A 22,488-nucleotide genomic window follows, 5' to 3' on the forward strand; every position below is an offset into this window, starting at 1 on the left:
TCGAGGTTCAGCAACCCACCCCTGCCTGCCCCGTCGGCCGGCTGAGCCCATGGGTGCCGGTCGCGTCTTCGCGTACGGCGCCGCCGCCGGTCTGATCGGTGACCTGCTGCTCGGCGATCCTCGCCGGGGGCATCCGGTCGCCGCGTTCGGGCGGGCCTCGGGCGCCGTGGAACGGGTGTTGTGGCGGGACCACCGGGGGTGGGGCGCGCTGCACGCCGTGGTGTGCGCCGGGAGTGCGGTGGCCCTGGGGGCCGTCGCCGGGCGTGCCGTGCGGACCTCCGCCGTCGCCTCCGTGGCACTGACCGGCGCCGCCACCTGGGCCGTGGTCGGGGGGACTTCCCTCGCACGCGAGGCGCGGACGATCGGGCGTGCCCTGGAGGCGGGGGACGTCGAAGCGGCCCGGGCGCGGCTGCCGCATCTGTGCGGGCGGGACCCGCAGGCGCTCGACGCGGACGGGATCGCCCGGGCCGTCGTCGAGTCCGTTGCCGAGAACACCTCCGACGCCGTGGTGGGTGCCCTGGTGTGGGGGGCCGTCGGCGGCGTGCCGGGGCTGCTCGGGTTCCGGGCCGTGAACACCCTGGACGCCATGGTCGGTCACAAGTCCGCCCGGTACCGGCGGTTCGGGTGGGCCTCCGCCCGGCTGGACGACCTCGCGGGGTGGCCGGGGGCCCGGCTGACCGCCGTGCTCGCGGCCGTGGCCGGGGACGATCCACGGGGAGCCGTCAGGGCCTGGCGTGCCGATGCCGCCCGGCATCCGAGCCCCAACGCCGGGCCTGTGGAGGCCTCGTTCGCGGGGGCGCTCGGGGTGCGGCTCGGCGGGACCCTGTCGTACGGCGGGCGCGTCGAGCACCGGCCCGTGCTCAATGGGGCGGGGCGGCGCGTCGGCACCCGGGACGTGGACCGGGCGGTCCGGCTGTCCAGGCACGTGAGTTGGCTCGCGCTCGGCGTCTGTGTCGCCGCGCGCCGCATCGTGAAGGGGCGTACGTCATGACGGGCGGTGGACTTCTGGTCGCCGGTACCACCTCCGACGCCGGCAAGAGCGTCGTGACCGCCGGGATCTGCCGGTGGCTGGTGCGCCAGGGCGTCAAGGTCGCGCCCTTCAAGGCGCAGAACATGTCCCTCAACTCGTTCGTGACGAGGGAGGGCGCCGAGATCGGGCGGGCGCAGGCCATGCAGGCGCAGGCCTGCCGCGTCGAGCCGGTCGCGCTGATGAATCCCGTGCTGCTCAAACCCGGTGGCGAGCGGAGCAGTCAGGTCGTGCTGCTGGGCAAACCGGTGGGCGAGATGAGTGCGCGCGGCTACCACGGCGGACGGCAGCGGAAGCTGCTCGGGACCGTGCTGGACTGCCTGGAGCAGTTGCGGGGCACGTATGACGCGGTGATCTGCGAGGGGGCCGGGAGCCCGGCTGAGATCAACCTCAGGCGGACCGACATCGTCAACATGGGGATCGCCCGGGGCGCCGGGCTCCCCGTGCTCGTCGTCGGCGACATCGACCGGGGCGGGGTGTTCGCCTCGTTCTTCGGCACCGTCGCGCTGTTGTCACCCGAGGACCAGGAGTGCGTCGCGGGGTTCCTCGTCAACAAGTTCCGCGGGGACGTCTCGCTGCTGGAGCCCGGCCTCGACATGCTGCACGACCTCACCGGGCGGCGCACGTACGGCGTGCTGCCCTTCCGGCACGGGCTCGGGATCGACGAGGAGGACGGGCTGCGGGTGTCCCTGCGGGGAGCGGTGCGGGAGTCCGTCGTCGCGCCGCCCCACGGCGAGGACGTGCTGCGGGTCGCGGTCTGTGCCGTGCCGCTGATGTCCAACTTCACCGACGTGGACGCGCTCGCCGCCGAACCCGGTGTCGTGGTGCGGTTCGTGGACCGGCCGGAGGAACTGGCGGACGCCGACCTCGTCATCGTGCCCGGAACGCGCGGCACCGTCCGTGCCCTGGAGTGGCTCCGGGAGCGCGGGCTCGCCGACGCGCTGGTGCGCAGGGCCGCCGAACAGCGGCCCGTGCTGGGCGTCTGCGGCGGTTTCCAGATCCTCGGCGAGCACATCGAGGACGACGTGGAGAGCCGCCGGGGCCACGTCGACGGGCTGGGGATCCTGCCCGTACGGGTGCGGTTCGCCCGGGAGAAGACCCTCACCCGGCCGGAGGGCGAGGCCCTCGGGGAGCGCGTGGAGGGGTACGAGATCCACCACGGGGTCGCCGACGTCACCGGCGGCGTGCCCTTCCTCGACGGCTGCCGGGTCGGCCAGACCTGGGGCACGCACTGGCACGGTTCCCTGGAGTCGGACGGCTTCCGGCGGGCCTTCCTGCGCGAGGTGGCGGCCGCCGCCGGCCGGCGTTTCGTGCCGGCGCCCGACACCTCGTTCGCCGCGCTGCGCGAGGAGCAGCTAGACCGGCTCGGCGATCTGATCGAACAACACGCGGACACGGACGCGCTGTGGCGGCTCATCGAGTCGGGCGCGCCGCGAGGACTGCCCTTCATTCCACCGGGAGCGCCCGCATGAGCACTGTGTTGTTGTTGTCGACCGCCGACACGGACCTGCTGGCGGCCCGGGCCGCCTCCGGTGCCTCGTACCGGATCGGCAACCCGACCCGGGTGGACGTCCAGGAGGAGCTTCCGGCGCTGCTGGAGGGCGCCGACATCGCCGTGGTGCGGCTGCTCGGCGGCAAGCGGGCCTGGGAGGACGGGCTGGCCGCGCTGAAGGCGTCCGGCGTCCCGGCCGTGCTGCTCGGCGGCGAGACGGTGCCGGACGCGGAGCTGATGGCCGAGTCGTCCGTGCCGGCCGGTGTCGTGGCGGAGGCGCTGAAGTACCTCGTCGAGGGCGGACCGGCCAACCTCACCGAGCTGGCCCGGTTCCTGTCCGACACCGTGCTGCTCACGGGCGAGGGCTTCGCCGCTCCGCAGCGCATGCCGGAGTACGGCGTCCGCGGCGGGCGAGCACGGGCCGAGGGCCGGCCGACGGTCGGCGTGCTCTTCTACCGGGCGCACGAGCTGAGCGGCAACACCGCGTTCGTGGACACCCTGTGCGACGCGATCGAGGCGCGGGGGGCCAACGCGCTGCCCGTGTACTGCGGTTCGCTGCGCGGCGCGGACGAGGGACTGTACGAGATCCTCGGGCGGGCGGACGCCCTCGTGGCCACCGTCCTCGCGGCCGGCGGCAGCCACGCCTCGCAGGCCTCCGCGGGCGGCGACGAGGAGTCCTGGGACATCGGCGCCCTCGCCGAGCTGGACATCCCCGTGCTGCAAGGTCTGTGCCTGACGTCGTCGCGGCGCGCCTGGGAGGAGTCGGACGCCGCCCTCTCCCCCATGGACGCCGCGATGCAGGTCGCCATCCCGGAGTTCGACGGGCGGCTGATCACCGTGCCGTTCTCCTTCAAGGAGCAGGTCGCCGAGGAGGGCGCCGATGTGCCCGTGTACGTGGCCGACCCGGAGCGCGCCGCCCGGGTCGCCGGGATCGCCGTGCGGCACGCGCGGCTGAGGCACAAGGCGAACGCCGACAAGAAGCTCGCGCTCGTCTTCACCGCGTACCCGACCAAGCACTCCCGGGTCGGCAACGCGGTCGGCCTGGACACCCCGGCCTCGGCGGTGCGGGTGCTGGACGCCCTGCGGGACGCCGGATACGTGGTCGAGGGGTATCCCGCGGGCGGCGACGAGCTGATCCACCGGCTCATCGAGGCCGGGGGGCACGACGTGGAGTGGCTGACACAGGAGCAGCTGTCCGCCGCCCCGGCGCGGGTGCCGCTGGCCGACTACCGCGCCTGGTTCGACACGCTCGATCCCGCGCTCAGGGACGCCATGACCGAGGCGTGGGGCGAGCCGCCGGGCGGCCTGTACGTGGACGGCGACGACATCGTGCTGGCGTCGCTGCGGTTCGGCAACGTCGTGGTGATGATCCAGCCGCCGCGCGGCTTCGGCGAGAACCCGATCGCGATCTACCACGATCCGGACATGCCGCCGTCCCACCACTACCTGGCGGCGTACCGGTGGCTGGAGAACAGTTTCGGCGCGGACGCGATCGTGCACATGGGCAAGCACGGCACGATGGAGTGGCTGCCCGGCAAGGGGCTCGGGCTCAGCGCCGGCTGCGCCCCGGACGCCGTGCTCGGGGATCTGCCGCTGATCTACCCGTTCATCGTCAACGACCCGGGCGAGGGCACCCAGGCCAAGCGCCGCGGGCACGCCACGGTCGTCGACCACCTGGTGCCGCCGATGGCACGCGCCGACACCTACGGCGACCTGGCCAAGCTGGAACAGCTGCTCGACGAGTACGCGCTCGTGTCCGACCTGGACCCGGCGAAGGCCCCGGCGGTGCGCGCGCAGATCTGGACGCTGGTCAAGGCCGCCGAGCTCCACCACGATCTGCACGTCGACGAGCAGCCGGACGACGACGCGTTCGACGAGTTCGTCATGCACATCGACGGCTACCTGTGCGAGATCAAGGACGTGCAGATCCGCGACGGCCTGCACGTCCTGGGCTGCGGCCCGGTCGGTGAGCCGCGCGTCAACCTGGTGCTGGCCGTGCTGCGCGCCTCGCAGGTGTGGGGCGGGCGGGCGAACGCGCTGCCGGGGCTGAGGGCGGCACTGGCGGAGCACTTCGGGCTGGTGGAGAAGGAGCTGCTGGCCGAGCCGGGCGCTCCGGTGAAGGCGCCGGCGGAGCTGACGGACCTGGTGCCGGGCCCGGCGCGTACCGGAGCCGACGCGATCGACCTGCTGGAGCAGCTGTGCCGGCGGCTCGCGGAGGGCATGGAGGAGCGCGGCTGGGCGGTGGCCGAGAGCGCGGCGCTGGTCCGGGAGGTGCTCGGCACCGAACTGCCCGCCGCCGTGGCGGTGCTGGAGTTCGCCTGCACGGAGGTCGTGCCGCGGCTGGCCCGGACCACCGACGAGATCGGGCACATCCTGCGGGCCCTGGACGGCGGCTACGTCCCGGCCGGCCCGTCCGGTTCGCCGACCCGCGGGCTGGTCAACGTCCTGCCGACAGGCCGCAACTTCTACTCCGTCGACCCCAAGGCGATTCCGTCCCGGCTGAGCTGGGAGGTCGGGCAGTCGCTCGCGGACTCGCTGGTGCAGCGCTATCTGAGCGACACCGGCGCGTACCCGAAGTCCGTCGGGCTGACGGTGTGGGGCACCTCGGCCATGCGCACCCAGGGCGACGACATCGCCGAGATCCTGGCGCTGCTGGGCTGCCGGCCGGTGTGGGACGACGCCTCGCGGCGGGTGACCGGGTTCGAGGTGATCCCCCTCGCCGAGCTGGGGCGTCCGCGCATCGACGTCACGGTCCGTATCTCCGGGTTCTTCCGGGACGCGTTCCCGCACGTGGTGGGGCTGATCGACGACGCCGTCCGCGAGGTGGCCGAGCTGGACGAACCGGCGGAGTCCAACTACGTCCGGGCGCACGCCGACGCGGACACCGCCGGGCACGGCGACCGGCGCCGCGCGACCGCCCGGATCTTCGGCTCCAAGCCGGGGGCCTACGGGGCGGGTCTGCTGCCGCTGATCGACGCCCGCAACTGGCGCTCCGACGCGGACCTCGCCGAGGTGTACGCGGTGTGGGGCGGCTACGCCTACGGGCGGGGGCTCGACGGGCGGGCCGCGCGCGGGGACATGGAGACGGCGTTCCGGCGGATCGCGGTCGCCGCGAAGAACGTCGACACCCGCGAACACGACCTCGTCGACGCCGACGACTACTTCCAGTACCACGGCGGCATGGTCGCCATGGTCCGCCATCTGACGGGGGCCAGCCCCGAGGCGTACGTGGGCGACTCCGCGACCCCGGACCAGGTGAGGACCCGCACGCTCGGCGAGGAGACCCACCGCGTCTTCCGGGCCCGGGTGGTCAACCCGCGATGGATGGCGGCCATGCGGCGGCACGGCTACAAGGGCGCCTTCGAGATGGCGGCGACGGTGGACTACCTGTTCGGGTACGACGCCACGGCCGGGGTCGTGGACGACTGGATGTACGAGAAGCTCAGCGCGGAGTACGTCTTCGACCCGGAGAACCGGGACTTCATGAAGACGTCCAACCCCTGGGCCCTGCGCGGTATCGCCGAGCGGCTGCTGGAGGCCGCCGACCGCGGACTGTGGGCGGAGCCGGACCAGCAGACCCTGGAACGGCTCCGGGCGACCTACCTCGAGCTTGAGGGAGATCTGGAGGGCGACGCATGAATGCCCTGGAAGTCCCCGCGTCGGCGGGGAGCACACCAGCACACCGCCGACCGCCGGCGACACGGCCGGACGAGCCCCGCCTCGGCGGGGAGCAGGCTTCGACCATGACGAGACCGCGGCTCGGCCGCGAGTCCTTCTGCCGTGAATCCCCTGAAGGAGTGATCACCGCGTGAGCACGCCCTACCCCTTTTCCGCCCTCGTCGGACAGGACAGCCTCCGCTTGGCGCTGCTCATCAACGCGGTGAGCCCGGCGGTCGGCGGTGTGCTGGTGCGCGGTGAGAAGGGCACGGCCAAGTCGACGGCCGTGCGGGCGCTGTCGGCGCTCATCCCGGAGGTGGACGTCGTCTCCGGGTGCCGTTTCTCCTGCGACCCCGGCGCGCCCGACCCGGGCTGCCCGGACGGGCCGCACGAGCGGGGGGCGTCCGTCTCCCGTCCGGCCCGGATGGTGGAGCTGCCCGTCGGTGCCTCCGAGGACCGGCTCGTCGGCGCGCTGGACATCGAGCGGGCGCTCGCCGAGGGCGTGAAGGCCTTCGAGCCCGGGCTGCTCGCCGACGCGCACCGCGGGATCCTCTACGTCGACGAGGTCAACCTCCTCCACGACCACCTGGTCGACCTGCTGCTGGACGCGGCCGCGATGGGTGCCTCGTACGTCGAGCGGGAGGGCGTCTCGGTACGGCACGCCGCGCGGTTCCTGCTGGTCGGCACCATGAACCCCGAAGAGGGCGAGCTGCGGCCGCAGTTGCTCGACCGGTTCGGGCTGACCGTGGAGGTCACGGCCTCCCGGGAGCCCGACCAGCGGGTGGAGGTCGTCAGGCGGCGGCTCGCCTACGACGCCGATCCGGCCGCCTTCGCGGCCCGGTGGGCGGACGAGGAGGCCGCCGTACGGGCCCGGATCGCGGCGGCGCGGGAGCTGCTGCCGTCCGTGCGGCTGGGCGACGGGGCGCTGCGGCAGATCGCGGCGACCTGCGCGGCGTTCGAGGTGGACGGCATGCGCGCCGACATCGTGATGGCGCGCACCGCCACCGCGCTGGCGGCCTGGGCGGGGCGTACGGACGTGCTCGCGGAGGACGTACGGCAGGCGGCGCTGCTCGCGCTGCCGCACCGGCGGCGGCGCAACCCTTTCGACGCGCCGGGGCTGGACGAGGACAAGCTGGACGAGACCCTGGAGGAGTTCTCCGGGGACGACGACGATCAGGACCCCGACCCGGACCCGGGGCCGGACGGGCCCGGTGGCGGCGGTGGCGGTGGTGGGAAGCCGGAGCCCGGCGAGGGGCCTCAGGGCGGCGACGCCGAGGCGCAGGCCGAGCCGGGGGAAGGCGGGCAGCCGCAGCCGTCGGGGACCGGTGAGCAGTCGGCCGTACGGGCCGCCGAACCGTTCCGGACCAAGGTGCTGAGCGTGCCCGGACTCGGCGAGGGCGCGGCCGGGCGGCGTTCCAGGGCGCGGACCGAGCACGGGCGCACCACCGGGGCCCGGCGGCCGCGGGGCGCGCTCACCAAGCTGCACCTGGCGGCGACCGTGCAGGCCGCGGCGCCGCACCAGCGGGCGCGTGGACGGTCGGGGCCGGGACTGGTCGTGCGCCGGGACGACCTGCGGCAGGCCACCCGCGAGGGACACGAGGGCAATCTCGTGCTGTTCGTGGTGGACGCCTCCGGGTCGATGGCGGCACGGCAGCGGATGAGCGCCGTGAAGGGCGCCGTGCTGTCGCTGCTGCTGGACGCGTACCAGCGGCGGGACAAGGTGGGGCTGGTGACCTTCCGGGGATCGGACGCGGACGTCGCGCTGCCCCCGACCTCGTCCGTGGACGCGGCGGCGGCCCGGCTGGAGTCGCTGCCGACGGGCGGGCGTACGCCGCTGGCCGCCGGGCTGCTGCGCGCACACGACGTGCTGCGCGTGGAGCGGCTGCGGGATCCGGCGCGGCGCCCGCTGGTCGTGGTGGTGACGGACGGGCGGGCCACCGGGGGCCCGGAGCCGGTCGCCCTGGCCGGGCGGGCGGCACGGCTGTTCGCGGCCGAGGGCGTCGCGTCCGTCGTCGTGGACTGCGAGTCGGGGCCGGTGCGGCTGGGGCTCGCCGGGCAGCTCGCCGGTGAACTGGGTGGCACCGCCGTGACGCTGGACGAGCTGCGGGCCGACTCGATCGCCGGGCTGGTCAGGGATGTGCAGGGGACTACGAGGAGGGCCGCGTAATGCCGCAGGGACAGCCGAGTGTGGTTCCGGACGACGGGCTGACGACCCGACAGCGCCGGAACCGGCCGCTCGTCATGGTTCACACGGGCGTCGGGAAGGGCAAGTCCACCGCCGCCTTCGGGCTCGCGCTGCGGGCCTGGAACCAGGGGTGGCCGATCGGGGTGTTCCAGTTCGTCAAGTCGGCGAAGTGGAAGGTCGGCGAGGAGAACGCGCTGCGGGTGCTCGGTGCCTCCGGCGAGGGCGGGTCCGTCGCCTGGCACAAGATGGGCGAGGGCTGGTCCTGGGTGCAGCGTGATCTCCAGGGTGACAACTCGAGCAACGAGGAGAAGGCCCGGGAGGGCTGGGAGCAGGTCAAGCGGGACCTGGCGGCCGAGACGTACCGGCTGTACGTGCTGGACGAGTTCGCCTACCCGATGCACTGGGGATGGATCGACACGGACGAGGTCGTGGACGTCCTGCGGAACCGGCCCGGCACCCAGCATGTGGTGATCACCGGGCGCAACGCCCCCGGGAAGCTGCTGGACTTCGCCGACCTGGTGACCGAGATGTCCAAGGTGAAGCACCCCATGGACGCAGGGCAGAAGGGGCAGAGAGGCATCGAGTGGTGACGTCCTCGTCCGTTCCCCGGCTGGTGATCGCCGCGCCCTCCTCACGGAGCGGCAAGACCACCGTCGCCACGGGGCTGATGGCCGCGTTCGCCGCGCGGGGGCTCGCCGTGTCCCCGCACAAGGTCGGGCCGGACTACATCGACCCCGGGTACCACGCGCTCGCGACCGGGCGGGTGGGGCGGAACCTCGACGCGTACCTGTGCGGGCCGGAGCTGGTCGGGCCGTTGTTCCGGCACGGGGCGCGGGGGTGTGACCTCGCCGTGGTCGAGGGCGTGATGGGGATGTACGACGGGGCCGCGGGAGAGGGTGAACTCGCGTCCACGGCGCATGTGGCGAAGCTGCTGCGGGCGCCGGTGGTGCTGGTCGTCGACGCGGCGTCGCAGTCGCGGTCGGTGGCGGCGCTGGTGCACGGGTTCGTCTCCTGGGATCCGGAGGTCCGGGTCGGGGGCGTGATCCTGAACAAGGTCGCCTCGGACCGGCACGAGGAGCTGTTGCGGGAGGCCCTGGAGCAGGTGGGGGTGCCGGTGCTCGGGGTGTTGCGGCGGGCTCCGCAGGTGGACACGCCGTCGCGGCATCTGGGGCTGGTGCCGGTCGCCGAACGGCGGGCCGAGGCGGTGGAGGCCGTTGCCGCGATGGCCGCGCAGGTGGCCGAGGGGTGTGATCTGGAGGCGCTGCTGGGGTTGGCTCGGAGCGCCGGTGCGTTGTCGTGTGCCGCCTGGGATGCGGCTGAGGCTGTTTCCCCGCCCACCCACCACCCGACACGTTCGCAGGAAGGCACCAAGCCGAGAGTGGCGGTCGCCGGCGGGTCCGCGTTCACCTTCTCCTACGCCGAGCATGCCGAACTGCTCGCCGCCGCCGGTGCGGAGGTCGTGCCCTTCGACCCCCTGCGGGACGAGGAACTGCCCGAAGGGACGAGCGGGTTGGTGATCGGCGGCGGGTTCCCCGAGGTGTACGCCGCCGAACTGTCCGCCAACGAGCCGCTGCGCAAGTCCGTCGCCGCGCTCGCGGACAGCGGCGCTCCCCTCGCCGCCGAGTGCGCGGGGCTGCTGTACCTGTGCCGGGAGCTGGACGGGCAGCCGATGTGCGGGGTGCTGGACGCCGGGGCGCGGATGACCGACCGGCTGACCCTGGGCTACCGGGACGCCGTCGCCGTGGGCGACAGTGTGCTCGCGGCGGCCGGGACCCGGATGCGCGGCCACGAGTTCCACCGGACCGCCGTGGAGCCCGGCTCGGGGACGGACCCCGCCTGGGGCGTGCGGACTCCGCGGCGCGTCGAAGGCTTCGTACAGCGCGGTGTGCACGCGAGCTATCTGCACACCCACTGGGCGTCCCGGCCCGGTGTCGCCCGCCGGTTCGTGGAGAGGTGCCGCACGTCATGAGCAGCAGGTTGATCGGTGTCGGCGTCGGGCCCGGTGATCCGGAACTGGTGACCGTGAAGGGCGTCAACGCCTTGCGGCAGGCGGATGTCGTGGTCGTGCCCGTGATGGAGGGCGGGGAGCGCGGCCGGGCCGAGGCGACCGTGCTGCACTACGTGCCCGAGGAGAAGATCGTACGCGTGGTGTTCGCCCTCAACGAGCGGACCGACCGGGCGCGGCGTGAGGCCGCCTGGGACGCGGCCGGTCAGCGGGTCGCGGGGTTGCTGCGCGGACACGGTGCCGTCGCCTTCGCCACCATCGGGGACCCCAACGTGTACTCCACGTTCACGTACCTCGCGCAGACCGTCGCACAGCTCGTGCCGGGGACCGTCGTCGAGACCGTGCCCGGCATCACCGCCATGCAGGACCTCGCGGCACGGTCGGGCGCCGTGCTGACCGAGGGAACCGAGCCGCTCACCCTCGTGCCCGTCACCGCGGGGGCGACCGTGCTCAAGGAGGCCCTCGCGGGGCCCGGGACCGTCGTGGCCTACAAGTTCGGGCGGCAGGCCCACGAGGTCGCCGAGGCGCTGCGGGAGACCGGGCGGATCGGCGGCGCCGTGTGGGGGTCGGCGCTGGGACTGGCGGACGAGTCGATCCGGCCGGCCGCCGAACTCGACGACGCTCCCCTGCCCTATCTGTCGACGCTCATCGCCCCCGCGCGGCGGGACGGCGGGCGGGGCGGAAAGCTCTGACGCGCCGGTACTTCACCGTCAACCCTGTACGAGAGGACCATTCCATGGCCGACGCCCCAGCCGGCAAGGTGACCTTCGTCGGTGCCGGCCCCGGCGCCGCCGACCTGCTGACGTTCCGCGCCGCGCGCGCCATCGCCGAGGCCGATGTCGTGATCTGGGCGGCCAGCCTGGTCCAGGAGGAGGTCCTGCGGCACGCGCGCGAGGACGCGGAGATCCTCGACTCGGCGGGCCTCTCCCTGGAGGACGTCGTGGCGGTGTACCGGCGGGCCCGCGAGGAGGGGCTGCGCGTCGCCCGGATCCACTCCGGCGACCCCGCCCTGTGGGGCGGCACCCAGGAGCAGCTCGACCGGTGCGCAGAGATCGGTATCGCCACCGAGATCGTGCCCGGTGTGTCCTCCTTCTCCGCCGTCGCCGCTCTCGCACAGCGCGAGCTGACCATTCCGGAGGTCGCGCAGTCCGTCGTCCTGACCCGGCTCGGCGGTGGCAAGACGCCCATGCCGCCCGGGGAGGAGGTCCGCGAGTTCGCCCGGCACGGCACCACCATGGCGGTCTTCCTGTCCGCCGCCCGCAGCGGTCAGCTCGTGCGGGAGCTGCTGGAGGGCGGCTACCCGACGACCACCCCGGTCGTCGTCGCGTACCAGGCGACCTGGCCGGAGGAGCTGGTCGTGCGGTGCACGGTCGGCACACTGGAGGAGACGGTCAAGGAACACAAGCTCTGGAAGCACACCCTGTTCCTCGTCGGTCCGGCCCTCGACGCGCACGGCACGCGCTCGCACCTGTACCACCCGGGCCACTTCCACGGCTACCGCAAGGCCGACCCCGAGGCCCGCAGGGCCCTGCGCGCACGGCGAGCCGGCAGCACGTCCGCCGAAGAAGGAGTCGCCCGGTGATCGGCCTCATCTCCGCCACGGCGGCGGGAGCGGCGGCGCGGGACCGGCTGGCCGCCGCGTGGCCGGACCGCACGCGGGTGTACGAGGGTCCCGTCGGGGACGCCGTACGGGCCGCGTTCGCCCAGTGCGAGCAGCTCGTGTGCTTCCTGGCGACGGGCGCGGTGGTGCGCCTGGTGGCGCCGCTGCTGTCGGGCAAGGCGGCCGACCCGGGTGTGGTGTGTGTCGACGAGGGCGGCCGGTTCGCGGTGTCCCTGGTGGGCGGGCACGCGGGCGGCGCAAACGAACTCGCCGCAGAAGTCGGGGAGTTGCTGGGTGCCGAGCCGGTGGTGACGACGGCCACGGACGCCGTGGGGCTGCCCGGCCTGGACACCCTCGGCCTGCCGGTGGAGGGCGATGTCGCCGGGGTGTCGCGGGCGTTGCTGGACGGCGAGGCGGTGGCGCTGCGGGCCGAGGTGGCCTGGCCGCTGCCGCCGCTGCCGGTGGCGGCCGAGGGGGCGTACACGATCCGGGTGACCGACCGTGCGGTCGAGCCGGACGGGCGCGAGGTGGTGCTGCGGCCGCCGTCCCTGGTCGTCGGGGTCGGGGCATCGCGGGGTGCGCCCGCCGAGGAGGTTCTCGGGCTGGTCGAGGACGCCCTGCGGGAGGCCGGGCTGTCCGCCGCGTCCGTGGCCGAGCTGGCCACCGTCGACGCCAAGGCCGGGGAGCCGGGCATCGTCGAGGCCGCGCGGCGGCTGGGCGTACCGCTGGTGACGTACGCCGCCGGGGAGCTGGCCGGGGTCGAGGTGCCCAACCCGTCCGGCGCCCCGCTGGCCGCCGTCGGCACACCCTCCGTCGCGGAGGCCTCGGCGCTGCTGCGGGGCGGCGAACTCCTGGTCCCCAAGCGGAAGTCCGCCGGCAACCCGGCCATGGCCACCTGTGCCGTCGTACGGCGACCGGGCCGCGGGCGGCTCGCGGTGATCGGGCTCGGGCCGGGCGCCCGGGACCTGCTGACGCCGCGCGCCAGGGCCGAACTCCGGCGTGCCTCCGTGCTCGTCGGTCTCGACCAGTACGTCGACCAGATCCGCGATCTGCTGCGGCCCGGCACCCGGGTCCTGGAATCGGGGCTCGGGGCCGAGGAGGAGCGGGCGCGCACGGCCGTCGAGGAGGCCCGCAAGGGGCAGGCCGTCGCGCTCATCGGCAGCGGGGACGCGGGCGTGTACGCCATGGCCTCCCCCGCGCTCGCCGAGGCCTCCGACGACATCGACGTGGTCGGCGTGCCCGGTGTGACGGCCGCGCTCGCCGCCGGGGCGATCCTGGGGGCGCCGCTGGGCCACGACCACGTGTCGATCAGCCTGTCCGACCTGCACACCCCTTGGGAGGTCATCGAGCGGCGGGTGCGCGCGGCGGCCGAGGCGGACCTGGTCGTGACGTTCTACAACCCGCGCAGCCGGGGCCGCGACTGGCAGCTGCCGAAGGCGCTGGCGATCCTCGCCGGGCACCGGGAGCCGACGACCCCGGTCGGCGTGGTGCGCAACGCCTCGCGGCCGGACGAGTCCGCCCGCGTCACCACCCTGGCCGGGCTCGACCCCGCGACGGTCGACATGATGACGGTCGTGACCGTGGGCAACACGGCGACCCGCGAGATCGCCGGCCGCATGGTGACGCCGCGCGGCTACCGCTGGCAGGAGGGAGCCGAGTGAACCGCACGGCCCACCCGCCCACGCTCGACACCCCGCTCTACCACGCCGCTCGCGCCCCGAGGAGAAACCGTGACCACGCCGCCCGCCCTGCTGATCGCCGGCCACGGCACCCGTGACGACGCCGGAGCCGAGGCGTTCCGCGACTTCGTACGGGAGCTGGGGCGCCGCCACCCCGAACTGCCCGTCGCGGGCGGCTTCATCGAGCTGTCCCCGCCGCCGCTGGGCGAGGCCGTCACCGAGCTGGTGGAGCGGGGCGTACGGCGGTTCGCCGCCGTACCGCTGATGCTGGTGTCCGCCGGGCACGCCAAGGGTGACATCCCGGCGGCGCTGGCCCGCGAGAAGGAACGGCACCCCGGCATCTCGTACACCTACGGGCGCCCGCTCGGCCCGCACCCGGCACTGCTGAACGTGCTGGAGCGGCGGCTGGACGAGGCGCTGGGCGGTACGGCGCGCAGGCCGGGCGACCGCGCCGACGTGATGGTGCTGCTGGTGGGGCGCGGGTCGACGGACCCGGACGCCAACGCCGAGGTGCACAAGGCGGCGCGGCTGCTGTGGGAGGGACGCGGATACGCGGGTGTCGAGACGGCGTTCGTGTCCCTGGCGGCGCCGGACGTGCCGAGCGGGCTCGACCGGTGCGTGCGGCTCGGCGCCCGCCGGATCGTGGTGCTCCCCTACTTCCTGTTCACCGGCGTCCTTCCGGACCGGGTCCGGATGCAGACGGAGGGCTGGGCGGCGGCCCACCCGGAGGTCGAGGTGTGCTCGGCCGGTGTGGTCGGGCCGGAGCCGGAGCTGCTGGACCTGGTGTGGGAGCGGTACGAGGAGGCTCTCCGGGGCGATCTGCGGATGAACTGCGACAGTTGCGTCTACCGCGTCGCCCTGCCGGGCTTCGAGGACAAGGTGGGTTTGCCGCAGCAGCCGCACTTCCACCCGGACGACGACGCCCACCACGGGCACGGGCACCACCACGGGACGCACTCGCATGTGCACTGAGCACGGGCACGATCTGCGCCACCACGGGGACGCCGAGGTCCGGGACGACGGCGGCTCACTCGTCGACCTCGCCGTGAACGTCCGCGCGGACACGCCTCCGGTGTGGCTGCGGGAGCACATCGCCGCGTCGCTGGCCGGACTCGCGGCCTACCCGGACGGGCGGGCCGCCCGCGCGGCGGTGGCGGCGCGGCACGGGCTGCCGGTGGAGAGGGTGCTGCTGACGGCGGGGGCGGCGGAGGCGTTCGTACTGCTGGCACGGGCGCTGAAGGCGCGGCTGCCGGTCGTCGTCCATCCCCAGTTCACGGAGCCGGAGGCGGCGCTCCGGGACGCCGGGCACACGGTGGACCGGGTGCTGCTGCGGGAGGAGGACGGCTTCCGGCTCGACCCCGCGGACGTCCCGGAGGCCGCGGACCTGGTGGTGATCGGGAACCCGACCAACCCGACGTCGGTGCTGCACCCGGCGGACACGATCGCCTCGCTCGCCCGCCCCGGGCGGGTCCTGGTGGTGGACGAGGCCTTCATGGACGCGGTGCCGGGCGAGCGGGAGACCCTGGCGGACCGTGTCGACGTGCCCGGCCTCGTGGTGCTGCGCAGCCTGACCAAGACATGGGGGCTGGCGGGGCTGCGGATCGGGTACGTGCTGGCTGCGCCGGAGACCGTCGCGGACCTGGAGCGCGCGCAGCCGCTGTGGCCGGTCTCCACGCCGGCGCTGGCCGCGGCGCGGGCGTGTGTGGGGCCGCGCGCCGTCGCCGAGGCGGCCCACGCGGCCCACCGCATCGCGGCGGACCGGGCCCACCTGCTGGCGGGCCTCGCCGGGTTCGCCCCGGCGGGGTTGCGGGTGGTGGAGCCGGCCGAGGGCCCGTTCGTCCTCGTCCGTCTGCCGCACGCCGCCGCCGTCCGCCGGCGCCTGCGCGACCTCGGCTTCGCCGTGCGACGCGGGGACACGTTCCCCGGACTCGACGAGGAGTGGCTGCGGCTGGCGGTACGGGACCGGCGGACGACGGACGGCTTCCTGCGGGCACTGCGGCGAGCGGTACCCCACTGACGCTCCCCACACGGCGGTTCCGGGCCGGCCCCGCCCCCGGCCGGCCGGCTCTCCCGCGGGCACTACCGCGGACGGTGAGACGCCGGCCGCAGGCCGATACCAGTGCGGGCAGGTCACAGCCCTGCCGCCCCGCGGCGGCCACGGCGGCCAGCGGTGCACCGGGCACCGCCAAGAACAGCGGCAGGCCAGCACCAGGCCGGACCGGCCACAACGGGGACTGCCGTGGGCGTCACGGCGAACGGTGGGACGACGGCGGCGTCCTGCCGCAGGCCGGTGCCGGGAGTCGGGGTGGCGGCCGGGCCGCCGTCAGGGCAGGTGTTGGCCTGGGCGTTCTCGGGGTCAGCCGACCACGTGGCCGTTCAGCACCACCCGGCGCGGGGCGCCGAGCACGCGGACGTCCGCTCGCGGGTCCTCGTCGTAGACGACGAGGTCGGCGGGGGCGCCCTCCTCCAGGCCGGGGCGGCCGAGCCAGGCCCGGGCCGTCCAGGTGCCCGCCGCCAGGGCGTCGACGGGCGGGATGCCCGCGGTGACCAGTTCGGCGACCTCGGCCGCCGCGAGGCCGTGGGCGAGTTGGCCGCCGGCGTCAGTGCCGACGAAGACGGGGATGCCGGCGTCATAGGCACCCCGCACGGTGTCGTAGCGGCGTTCGTGGAGCCGGCGCATATGGGCCGACCAGCGCGGGAACCGGGCCTCGCCGCCGTCGGCGAGCTGCGGGAAGGTGGCGATGTTGACCAGGGTCGGCACGATGGCGACGCCACGGTCGGCGAACAGCGGGATCAGGTCCTCGGTCAGGCCCGTCGCGTGCTCGATGCAGTCGATGCCCGCCTCGACCAGATCCTGGAGGGAGTCCTCCGAGAAGCAGTGCGCGGTGACCCGGGCACCCAGGCGGTGCGCCTCCGCGATCGCCGCCTCGACCGCCCCGCGGGGCCAGCAGGCCGACAGGTCACCGAGGTCGCGGTCGATCCAGTCGCCGACCAGCTTCACCCAGCCGTCACCGCGCCGGGCCTCCTGGGCGACATAGGCGACCAGGTCCTCCGGCTCGATCTCCCAGGCGTAGTTGCGGATGTAGCGGCGGGTGCGGGCGATGTGCCGCCCGGCGCGGATGATCTTCGGCAGGTCGTCGCGGTCGTCCACCCACCTGGTGTCGGAGGGCGAGCCCGCGTCACGGATCAGCAGCGTGCCCGCGTCCCGGTCGGTCAGTGCCTGCTTCTCGGCGACGTCCTTCGGGACCGCCCCGTGCCGGTCCAGCCCCACGTGGCAGTGCGCGTCGACGAGGCCGGGCAGGGCCCAGCCCACGACCGTGCGGACGTCGCGGACGCCGGCCGGACGGTCGTAGGAGACGCGGCCGTCCACCACCCACAGCTCGTCCCGGACGTCCTCGGGCCCGACGAGCACCCGACCCTTCACGTGCAGCACCGCGCGATCGTTCATGCTCCGCACCTTAATGAGGCGCCGGGCGCGCCCCGCAAGGGGCGGGTGTCCCGGCAGGGCGGCGATACCCGGCGGTTACCCTCGATTCCGTTGTCCCCGTAGTGAAGAGAGCCACACCGTGACGCATCCGTTTCTGGACCTGGCCCCGCTCGGCGCGGACCGCTTCGCCGCCATCGAGGACCGTGTGGCGCGGCTGCTGAGCACCGAGCAGGACGTAGTGATCATGCAGGGCGAGGCGCTGCTGCCGCTGGAGGGAGCGATCCGCGCCACGGCCGGTCCGGGCACGACCGCGCTCAACGTCATCACCGGCCCGTACGGGCAGACCTTCGGCGACTGGCTGCGGGACTGCGGCGCCACGGTCGTCGATCTGGCGGTGCCGTTCCACACGGCGGTCACGGCCGAGCAGATCCGGCAGGCCCTCACCGAGCACCCGGAGATCGACTTCGTGTCCCTGGTGCACGCGGAGGCGGCGACCGGCAACACCAACCCGGTCGCGGAGATCGGCGAGGTGGTGCGGGCGCACGGAGCCCTGTTCTACCTGGACGCGGTGGCGTCGATCGGTGCCGAGCCGGTCCTGACGGACGCGTGGGGCGTGGACCTGTGCGTCATCGGTGCGCAGAAGGCGATGGGCGGGCCGGCCGGGGTGTCCGCGGTGTCGGTGAGCGAGCGGGCCTGGGCCCGGATGGCGGCGAACCCGAAGGCGCCGCGGCGGTCGTACCTGTCGCTCCTCGACTGGAAGGAGCGGTGGATCGAAGGCGGCCGGAGGGCGCTGCCGCACGCGCCGGCGCAGCTGGAGATGCTGGCGCTCGAGGCGTGTGTGGAGCGGATCGAGGCGGTGGGGCTGGACGCCTTGATGGCCCGGCACGCGTCCGCCGCGGCGGCCACGCGGGCCGGGGCCCTCGCGCTGGGTGGCGGCCTGGAGCCGTACGTGTACGAGGCGCGGGACGCGGCGCCGGTCGCCACGACGCTCCGGGTGCCGTCGGGGGCGGTGGCGTCCGAGGTGGTGGCGAGGGCGCTGGAGGCGGATCCGGCGGTGCCGGTCGCGGCCGGCGGGGGCGCGTTGGCCAAGGAGATGATCCGGGTCAACCACTACGGTGCCGATGCGACGCGTGGGGCGGTGCGGGCGAGTCTGACGGCGCTCGGGCAGGCGTTGGCCGAGCGGGGACTGGCCGTCGACGTGGAGGCGGCGCTGCGGGCCGTGGAGGGCGCGTGGCGGTAGCCCGGCACTGACGCGGCCGGGACGTGCGGCACGGGCGCGTTGTCAGAGGCCCGTGCCATGCTCCCCGTATGACCACCGACACACCCGCCGACAGCCCCCGCTCCCTCCCCGACGGCCGTCCCATACCCCACCTCACCGGCGACGAACGGGCCATGCTCGAGAGCTGGCTCGACTTCCACCGGGCCACGCTGGAGCTGAAGTGCGCCGGGCTGGACGACACGCAGGTGCGGGTCGCCGCGGCGGCGCCGTCGGCGCTGACGTTGCTCGGCCTGGTGCAGCACCTGGCCGAGGTCGAGCGGAACTGGTTCCAGAGGGTGGCCGCCGGTGCCGACGTGCCGCCCGTGTTCGAGGACCCGACCGGGTATGCCCTGGATCCCGCCCGAGGTCTCGACGAGGCGCTCGGCATCTGGCGGCGGGAGATCGCGCGGGGACGGGAACTGTGTGCCGGGCTGCCACTGGACCACGTCGGGCGGGTCACCGAGGGGCCCGTCCCCGGGATGGAGGTCAGCATGCGGTGGGTGCTCATTCACATGATCGAGGAGTACGCCCGGCACAACGGCCACGCCGATCTCCTGCGGGAACGCATCGACGGAGTGACCGGCGCCTGAATTCGCCATGGCCCCCACGGCTTCGCATATGTAAGCTGGCACACAATTAAGAATTGTTTCAAGATTAGCTTCCCGTATTCTTCTGCCCGCTTTCCTCGACCCTAAACACGCAGATTTTGAGGAAACTTCGCGGACAAATTCTGGCAGATCTCGTGGGGGTTACATACCTGTGACGCGTTACACATCGTGACCGCTTTGCCCGGTATTTTCCGGGCAAAGCCGGGCATACCACCTCTCATTCGCGGGGGCCTTCGCGCCCGCGTGATAACACAGGCCATGCCCATACGTAACCCCGATCGACGATGCAATTTTGAATTTCGCTGGGTAAGTTCAATTTGCATGACTGCCGTACAAGCAGATCCGCAAATCGACCGCCCCACGACGGCCGACGGAGCCGCACTGTGGCGGATGGCCAAGGACTCGAAGGTTCTCGACCTGAACTCGTCCTACAGCTATCTGCTGTGGTGCCGCGACTTCGCGGCCACCTCGGCCGTCGCGCGTGACGAACGCGGCGAGCCGATGGGCTTCATCACCGGGTACGTGCGGCCGGACAGCCCGCACACCCTGCTGGTGTGGCAGGTGGCGGTGGACGAGGCACACCGCGGGCGCGGCCTGGCCGCCAAGCTGCTCGACGGTCTGGTCGCGCGCACGGTCGCCGAGCGCGGGGTGACCACGGTGGAGACCACCATCACCCCGGGCAACACCGCCTCGGAGCGCCTGTTCACGTCGTTCGCCGAGCGGCACGGCGCCCGGCTGGAGCGCGAGGTGCTGTTCGACACCGGTCTGTTCCCCGACGGGCCGCACGACCCCGAGGTCCTGTACCGCATCGGCCCGCTGCCCCACTGACTTCCCACCCCCACTCCCACAGACTTCCCCCACGCCCCGAGGAGCGATTCGTCGTGACCATCACCCAGCCCGACCTGAGTGTCTTCGAGACCGTTGAGTCCGAGGTGCGCAGCTACTGCCGCGGCTGGCCCACCGTCTTCGACCGCGCGGTGGGCAGCCGCATGTACGACGAGGACGGCCACGAGTACCTCGACTTCTTCGCCGGAGCGGGGTCACTGAACTACGGGCACAACAACCCGGTCCTGAAACGCGCGCTGATCGACTACCTGGAGCGCGACGGCGTCACGCACGGGCTCGACATGTCGACCACCGCCAAGCGCACGTTCCTGGAGGCCTTCCAGAACCTGCTGCTGCGTCCGCGTGACCTGCCGTACAAGGTCATGTTCCCCGGCCCGACCGGCACCAACGCCGTGGAGTCCGCGCTGAAGCTGGCGCGGAAGGTGAAGGGACGCGAGGCGATCGTGTCGTTCACCAACGCCTTCCACGGCATGTCGCTGGGCTCGCTGGCCGTGACCGGCAACGCGTTCAAGCGGGCCGGCGCCGGCATCCCGCTGGTGCACGGCACGCCGATGCCGTTCGACAACTACTTCGACGGCACCGTCGAGGACTTCCTGTGGTTCGAGCGGCTCCTGGAGGACCAGGGCTCCGGCCTCAACAAGCCCGCCGCCGTGATCGTCGAGACGGTCCAGGGCGAGGGCGGCATCAACGTGGCCCGGCCCGAGTGGCTGCGCGCCCTGTCCGAGCTGTGCGAGCGGCAGGACATGCTGCTGATCGTCGACGACATCCAGATGGGCTGCGGCCGTACCGGCGCCTTCTTCTCCTTCGAGGAGGCGGGCATCACGCCGGACATCGTCACCGTCTCCAAGTCGATCAGCGGCTACGGCCTGCCCATGTCGCTGTGCCTGTTCAAGCCGGAGCTCGACATCTGGGAGCCGGGCGAGCACAACGGCACCTTCCGCGGCAACAACCCGGCCTTCGTCACGGCCACCGCGGCCCTGGAGACGTACTGGGCCGACGGCAGCGCGATGGAGAAGCAGACCCGCAAGCGCGGCGAGCAGGTCGAGCAGGCGATGATCTCCATCACCGAGGAGAACCTGGCCGACGTGAAGGAGTACCGGGGCCGCGGCCTGGTGTGGGGCCTGGAGTTCCACGACAAGTCCCGCGCCGGCAAGGTCGCCAAGCGCGCCTTCGAGCTCGGACTGCTCATCGAGACGTCCGGCCCCGAGAGCGAGGTCGTCAAACTGCTCCCCGCCCTCACGATCACCCCCGAGGAACTGGACGAGGGCCTGACGACGCTGGCCCGCGCCGTCCGCGAGACCGCCTGACCAAGAAGCACCACTCACCTAGGAGGCATCGCAGCACCGTGATTGTCCGTTCGTTCAAGGAGATCGAAGGTACCGACCGGCACGTGAAGTCGGCGTCCGGTACGTGGGAGAGCAAACGCATCGTTCTCGCCAAGGAGAAGGTCGGTTTCTCCCTGCACGAGACGACCCTGTACGCGGGTACGGAGACGTCGATGTGGTACGCGAACCACATCGAGGCCGTCGTCTGCGTGGAGGGCGAGGCCGAGCTGACCGACCACGAGACCGGGAAGTCGTACACCATCACGCCCGGCACCATGTACCTCCTGGACGGCCACGAGAAGCACACGCTGCGGATCAAGAAGGACTTCCGCTGCCTCTGCGTCTTCAATCCGCCCGTGACCGGACGGGAGGACCACGACGAGAACGGCGTTTACCCGCTGCTCACCGAGGAGGTGTGACGTTCCATGACCGCCACCATCGACACCACCACCACCGGTATCCCGGACCTGTACCCCAGCCGCGGTGCCACCGAGGTGATGACCCCGCGCCAGGACCCGGTCGTCTGGGGCGCGCCCGACGCTCCCGGCCCGGTCGCGCCGGCGGACCTGCTCTCCTTCGAGCGTGACGGCTTCCTCGCCATCGACGAGCTGATCACCGACGACGAGGTCACCGTCTACCGCAACGAGCTGAACCGGCTGGTCAACGACCCGGACATCCGTGCCGACGAGCGGTCGATCGTCGAGCCGATGTCCAAGGAGATCCGCTCGGTCTTCGAGGTGCACAAGATCAGCGAGGTCTTCGCCAAGCTGGTCCGTGACGAGCGGGTCGTCGGCCGGGCGCGCCAGATCCTCGGCTCGGACGTGTACGTCCACCAGTCGCGGATCAACGTCAAGCCGGGGTTCGGCGCCAGTGGTTTCTACTGGCACTCGGACTTCGAGACGTGGCACGCCGAGGACGGTCTGCCGCGGATGCGCACGGTGTCGGTCTCGATCGCGCTGACCGAGAACTACGACACCAACGGCGGACTGATGATCATGCCGGGGTCGCACAAGACGTTCCTCGGGTGCGCGGGGGCCACGCCGAAGGACAACTACAAGAAGTCGCTGCAGATGCAGGACGCGGGCACGCCGTCCGACGAGGCGCTGACCAAGTTCGCCTCCGAGCACGGCATCAAGCTCTTCACGGGCAAGGCCGGTTCGGCGACCTGGTTCGACTGCAACTGCATGCACGGTTCCGGCGACAACATCACGCCGTTCCCGCGCAGCAACGTCTTCATCGTGTTCAACAGCGTGGAGAACACGGCGGTGGAGCCGTTCGCGGCGCCGGTGCGGCGGCCGGAGTTCATCGGGGCGCGGGACTTCACGCCCGTTCGGTGACCGACCCCCCGGCCGGGGGTCCGGGGGTTGCCCCCGGAGAAC

At 73.1% G+C, this 22,488-nt stretch carries 18 protein-coding genes; 17 read left to right on the forward strand and 1 reads right to left on the reverse strand.

Features of this window, described 5'->3' with window-relative positions:
• Positions 1–49: 49 nt before the first annotated feature.
• The 11 genes from IE212_RS24750 (at position 50) to cobC (ending at position 15,662) form a co-directional block, all read left to right on the forward strand.
• Positions 50–991 (forward strand): cobalamin biosynthesis protein, encoded by a 942-nt coding sequence (locus IE212_RS24750; RefSeq protein ID WP_190200139.1) that lies wholly within the window; start codon positions 50–52, stop codon positions 989–991.
• On the forward strand, positions 988–2,499 hold the full coding sequence (locus IE212_RS24755; RefSeq protein WP_190200140.1) for a cobyric acid synthase: 1,512 nt from the start codon (positions 988–990) through the stop codon (positions 2,497–2,499). The genes IE212_RS24750 and IE212_RS24755 overlap by 4 nt, the downstream gene beginning before the upstream one ends.
• On the forward strand, positions 2,496–6,158 hold the full coding sequence (gene cobN / locus IE212_RS24760) for a cobaltochelatase subunit CobN (RefSeq protein WP_190200141.1): 3,663 nt from the start codon (positions 2,496–2,498) through the stop codon (positions 6,156–6,158). The genes IE212_RS24755 and cobN overlap by 4 nt, the downstream gene beginning before the upstream one ends.
• Before the next feature lie 169 nt (positions 6,159–6,327).
• A complete protein-coding gene (locus tag IE212_RS24765; RefSeq protein ID WP_190200142.1) occupies positions 6,328–8,343 on the forward strand; it encodes a putative cobaltochelatase in 2,016 nt (671 codons plus the stop codon).
• The gene (cobO, locus tag IE212_RS24770; protein WP_190200143.1) at positions 8,343–8,951 is read left to right on the forward strand and encodes a cob(I)yrinic acid a,c-diamide adenosyltransferase; all 609 of its coding nucleotides are present in this window, start codon (positions 8,343–8,345) and stop codon (positions 8,949–8,951) included. The genes IE212_RS24765 and cobO overlap by 1 nt, the downstream gene beginning before the upstream one ends.
• Positions 8,945–10,330 carry a cobyrinic acid a,c-diamide synthase CobB gene (locus IE212_RS24775; RefSeq protein WP_190200144.1) on the forward strand — a complete coding sequence of 462 codons (1,386 nt, stop codon included), beginning with the start codon at positions 8,945–8,947 and terminating at the stop codon, positions 10,328–10,330. Before cobO ends, IE212_RS24775 begins: the two co-directional genes overlap by 7 nt.
• Positions 10,327–11,058, forward strand: coding sequence for a precorrin-2 C(20)-methyltransferase (gene cobI, locus IE212_RS24780; RefSeq protein ID WP_190200145.1), 732 nt, complete (start codon positions 10,327–10,329; stop codon positions 11,056–11,058). The genes IE212_RS24775 and cobI overlap by 4 nt, the downstream gene beginning before the upstream one ends.
• Before the next feature lie 44 nt (positions 11,059–11,102).
• Positions 11,103–11,948, forward strand: a complete 846-nt coding sequence (gene cobM, locus IE212_RS24785) for a precorrin-4 C(11)-methyltransferase (RefSeq protein WP_190200146.1) — start codon at positions 11,103–11,105, stop codon at positions 11,946–11,948.
• Positions 11,945–13,627 (forward strand): precorrin-3B C(17)-methyltransferase, encoded by a 1,683-nt coding sequence (gene cobJ, locus IE212_RS24790; RefSeq protein WP_190200147.1) that lies wholly within the window; start codon positions 11,945–11,947, stop codon positions 13,625–13,627. Before cobM ends, cobJ begins: the two co-directional genes overlap by 4 nt.
• A 69-nt stretch (positions 13,628–13,696) precedes the next feature.
• Entirely contained in the window at positions 13,697–14,617 is a 921-nt protein-coding gene (locus tag IE212_RS24795; protein ID WP_190200148.1) for a sirohydrochlorin chelatase, read from the forward strand.
• Entirely contained in the window at positions 14,607–15,662 is a 1,056-nt protein-coding gene (gene cobC / locus IE212_RS24800) for an Rv2231c family histidinol phosphate aminotransferase CobC (protein WP_190200149.1), read from the forward strand. Before IE212_RS24795 ends, cobC begins: the two co-directional genes overlap by 11 nt.
• Before the next feature lie 339 nt (positions 15,663–16,001).
• Here the strand turns inward: cobC and IE212_RS24805 are convergent, their stop codons facing one another.
• The gene (locus tag IE212_RS24805) at positions 16,002–17,093 is read right to left on the reverse strand and encodes an amidohydrolase family protein (protein ID WP_190200150.1); all 1,092 of its coding nucleotides are present in this window, start codon (positions 17,091–17,093) and stop codon (positions 16,002–16,004) included.
• A 118-nt stretch (positions 17,094–17,211) separates the two neighbouring features.
• On the opposite strand from IE212_RS24805, the gene IE212_RS24810 reads away from it, so the two are divergent.
• The 6 genes from IE212_RS24810 to thpD all read left to right on the forward strand — a co-directional run bounded on the left by IE212_RS24810 (position 17,212) and on the right by thpD (position 22,446).
• Positions 17,212–18,312 (forward strand): pyridoxal-phosphate-dependent aminotransferase family protein, encoded by a 1,101-nt coding sequence (locus tag IE212_RS24810; protein WP_190200151.1) that lies wholly within the window; start codon positions 17,212–17,214, stop codon positions 18,310–18,312.
• Positions 18,313–18,380: 68 nt separating this feature from the next.
• Positions 18,381–18,920 (forward strand): DinB family protein, encoded by a 540-nt coding sequence (locus IE212_RS24815; protein WP_190200152.1) that lies wholly within the window; start codon positions 18,381–18,383, stop codon positions 18,918–18,920.
• 339 nt (positions 18,921–19,259) lie between these two features.
• Positions 19,260–19,766, forward strand: a complete 507-nt coding sequence (gene ectA / locus IE212_RS24820; RefSeq protein WP_190200153.1) for a diaminobutyrate acetyltransferase — start codon at positions 19,260–19,262, stop codon at positions 19,764–19,766.
• A 53-nt stretch (positions 19,767–19,819) separates the two neighbouring features.
• A complete protein-coding gene (gene ectB, locus IE212_RS24825; protein WP_190200154.1) occupies positions 19,820–21,091 on the forward strand; it encodes a diaminobutyrate--2-oxoglutarate transaminase in 1,272 nt (423 codons plus the stop codon).
• Between the two features lie 38 nt (positions 21,092–21,129).
• On the forward strand, positions 21,130–21,528 hold the full coding sequence (locus IE212_RS24830; RefSeq protein ID WP_190200155.1) for an ectoine synthase: 399 nt from the start codon (positions 21,130–21,132) through the stop codon (positions 21,526–21,528).
• A gap of 18 nt (positions 21,529–21,546) precedes the next feature.
• Positions 21,547–22,446, forward strand: coding sequence for an ectoine hydroxylase (gene thpD, locus IE212_RS24835; RefSeq protein ID WP_190200234.1), 900 nt, complete (start codon positions 21,547–21,549; stop codon positions 22,444–22,446).
• Positions 22,447–22,488 lie beyond the last annotated feature (42 nt).

The sequence above is a fragment of the Streptomyces djakartensis genome (genome assembly GCF_014651075.1).
GTDB lineage: Bacteria > Actinomycetota > Actinomycetes > Streptomycetales > Streptomycetaceae > Streptomyces > Streptomyces djakartensis.

Bases quoted from the DNA above. Each gene is read 5' to 3' on its own strand.
- IE212_RS24750 (WP_190200139.1), top strand. From the start codon at position 50: ATGGGTGCCGGTCGCGTCTTCGCGTACGGCGCCGCCGCCGGTCTGATC.
- IE212_RS24755 (WP_190200140.1), top strand. From the start codon at position 988: ATGACGGGCGGTGGACTTCTGGTCGCCGGTACCACCTCCGACGCCGGC.
- cobN (WP_190200141.1), top strand. From the start codon at position 2,496: ATGAGCACTGTGTTGTTGTTGTCGACCGCCGACACGGACCTGCTGGCG.
- cobO (WP_190200143.1), top strand. From the start codon at position 8,343: ATGCCGCAGGGACAGCCGAGTGTGGTTCCGGACGACGGGCTGACGACC.
- cobI (WP_190200145.1), top strand. From the start codon at position 10,327: ATGAGCAGCAGGTTGATCGGTGTCGGCGTCGGGCCCGGTGATCCGGAA.
- cobM (WP_190200146.1), top strand. From the start codon at position 11,103: ATGGCCGACGCCCCAGCCGGCAAGGTGACCTTCGTCGGTGCCGGCCCC.
- cobC (WP_190200149.1), top strand. From the start codon at position 14,607: ATGTGCACTGAGCACGGGCACGATCTGCGCCACCACGGGGACGCCGAG.
- IE212_RS24805 (WP_190200150.1), bottom strand. From the start codon at position 17,093: ATGAACGATCGCGCGGTGCTGCACGTGAAGGGTCGGGTGCTCGTCGGG.
- IE212_RS24815 (WP_190200152.1), top strand. From the start codon at position 18,381: ATGACCACCGACACACCCGCCGACAGCCCCCGCTCCCTCCCCGACGGC.
- ectA (WP_190200153.1), top strand. From the start codon at position 19,260: ATGACTGCCGTACAAGCAGATCCGCAAATCGACCGCCCCACGACGGCC.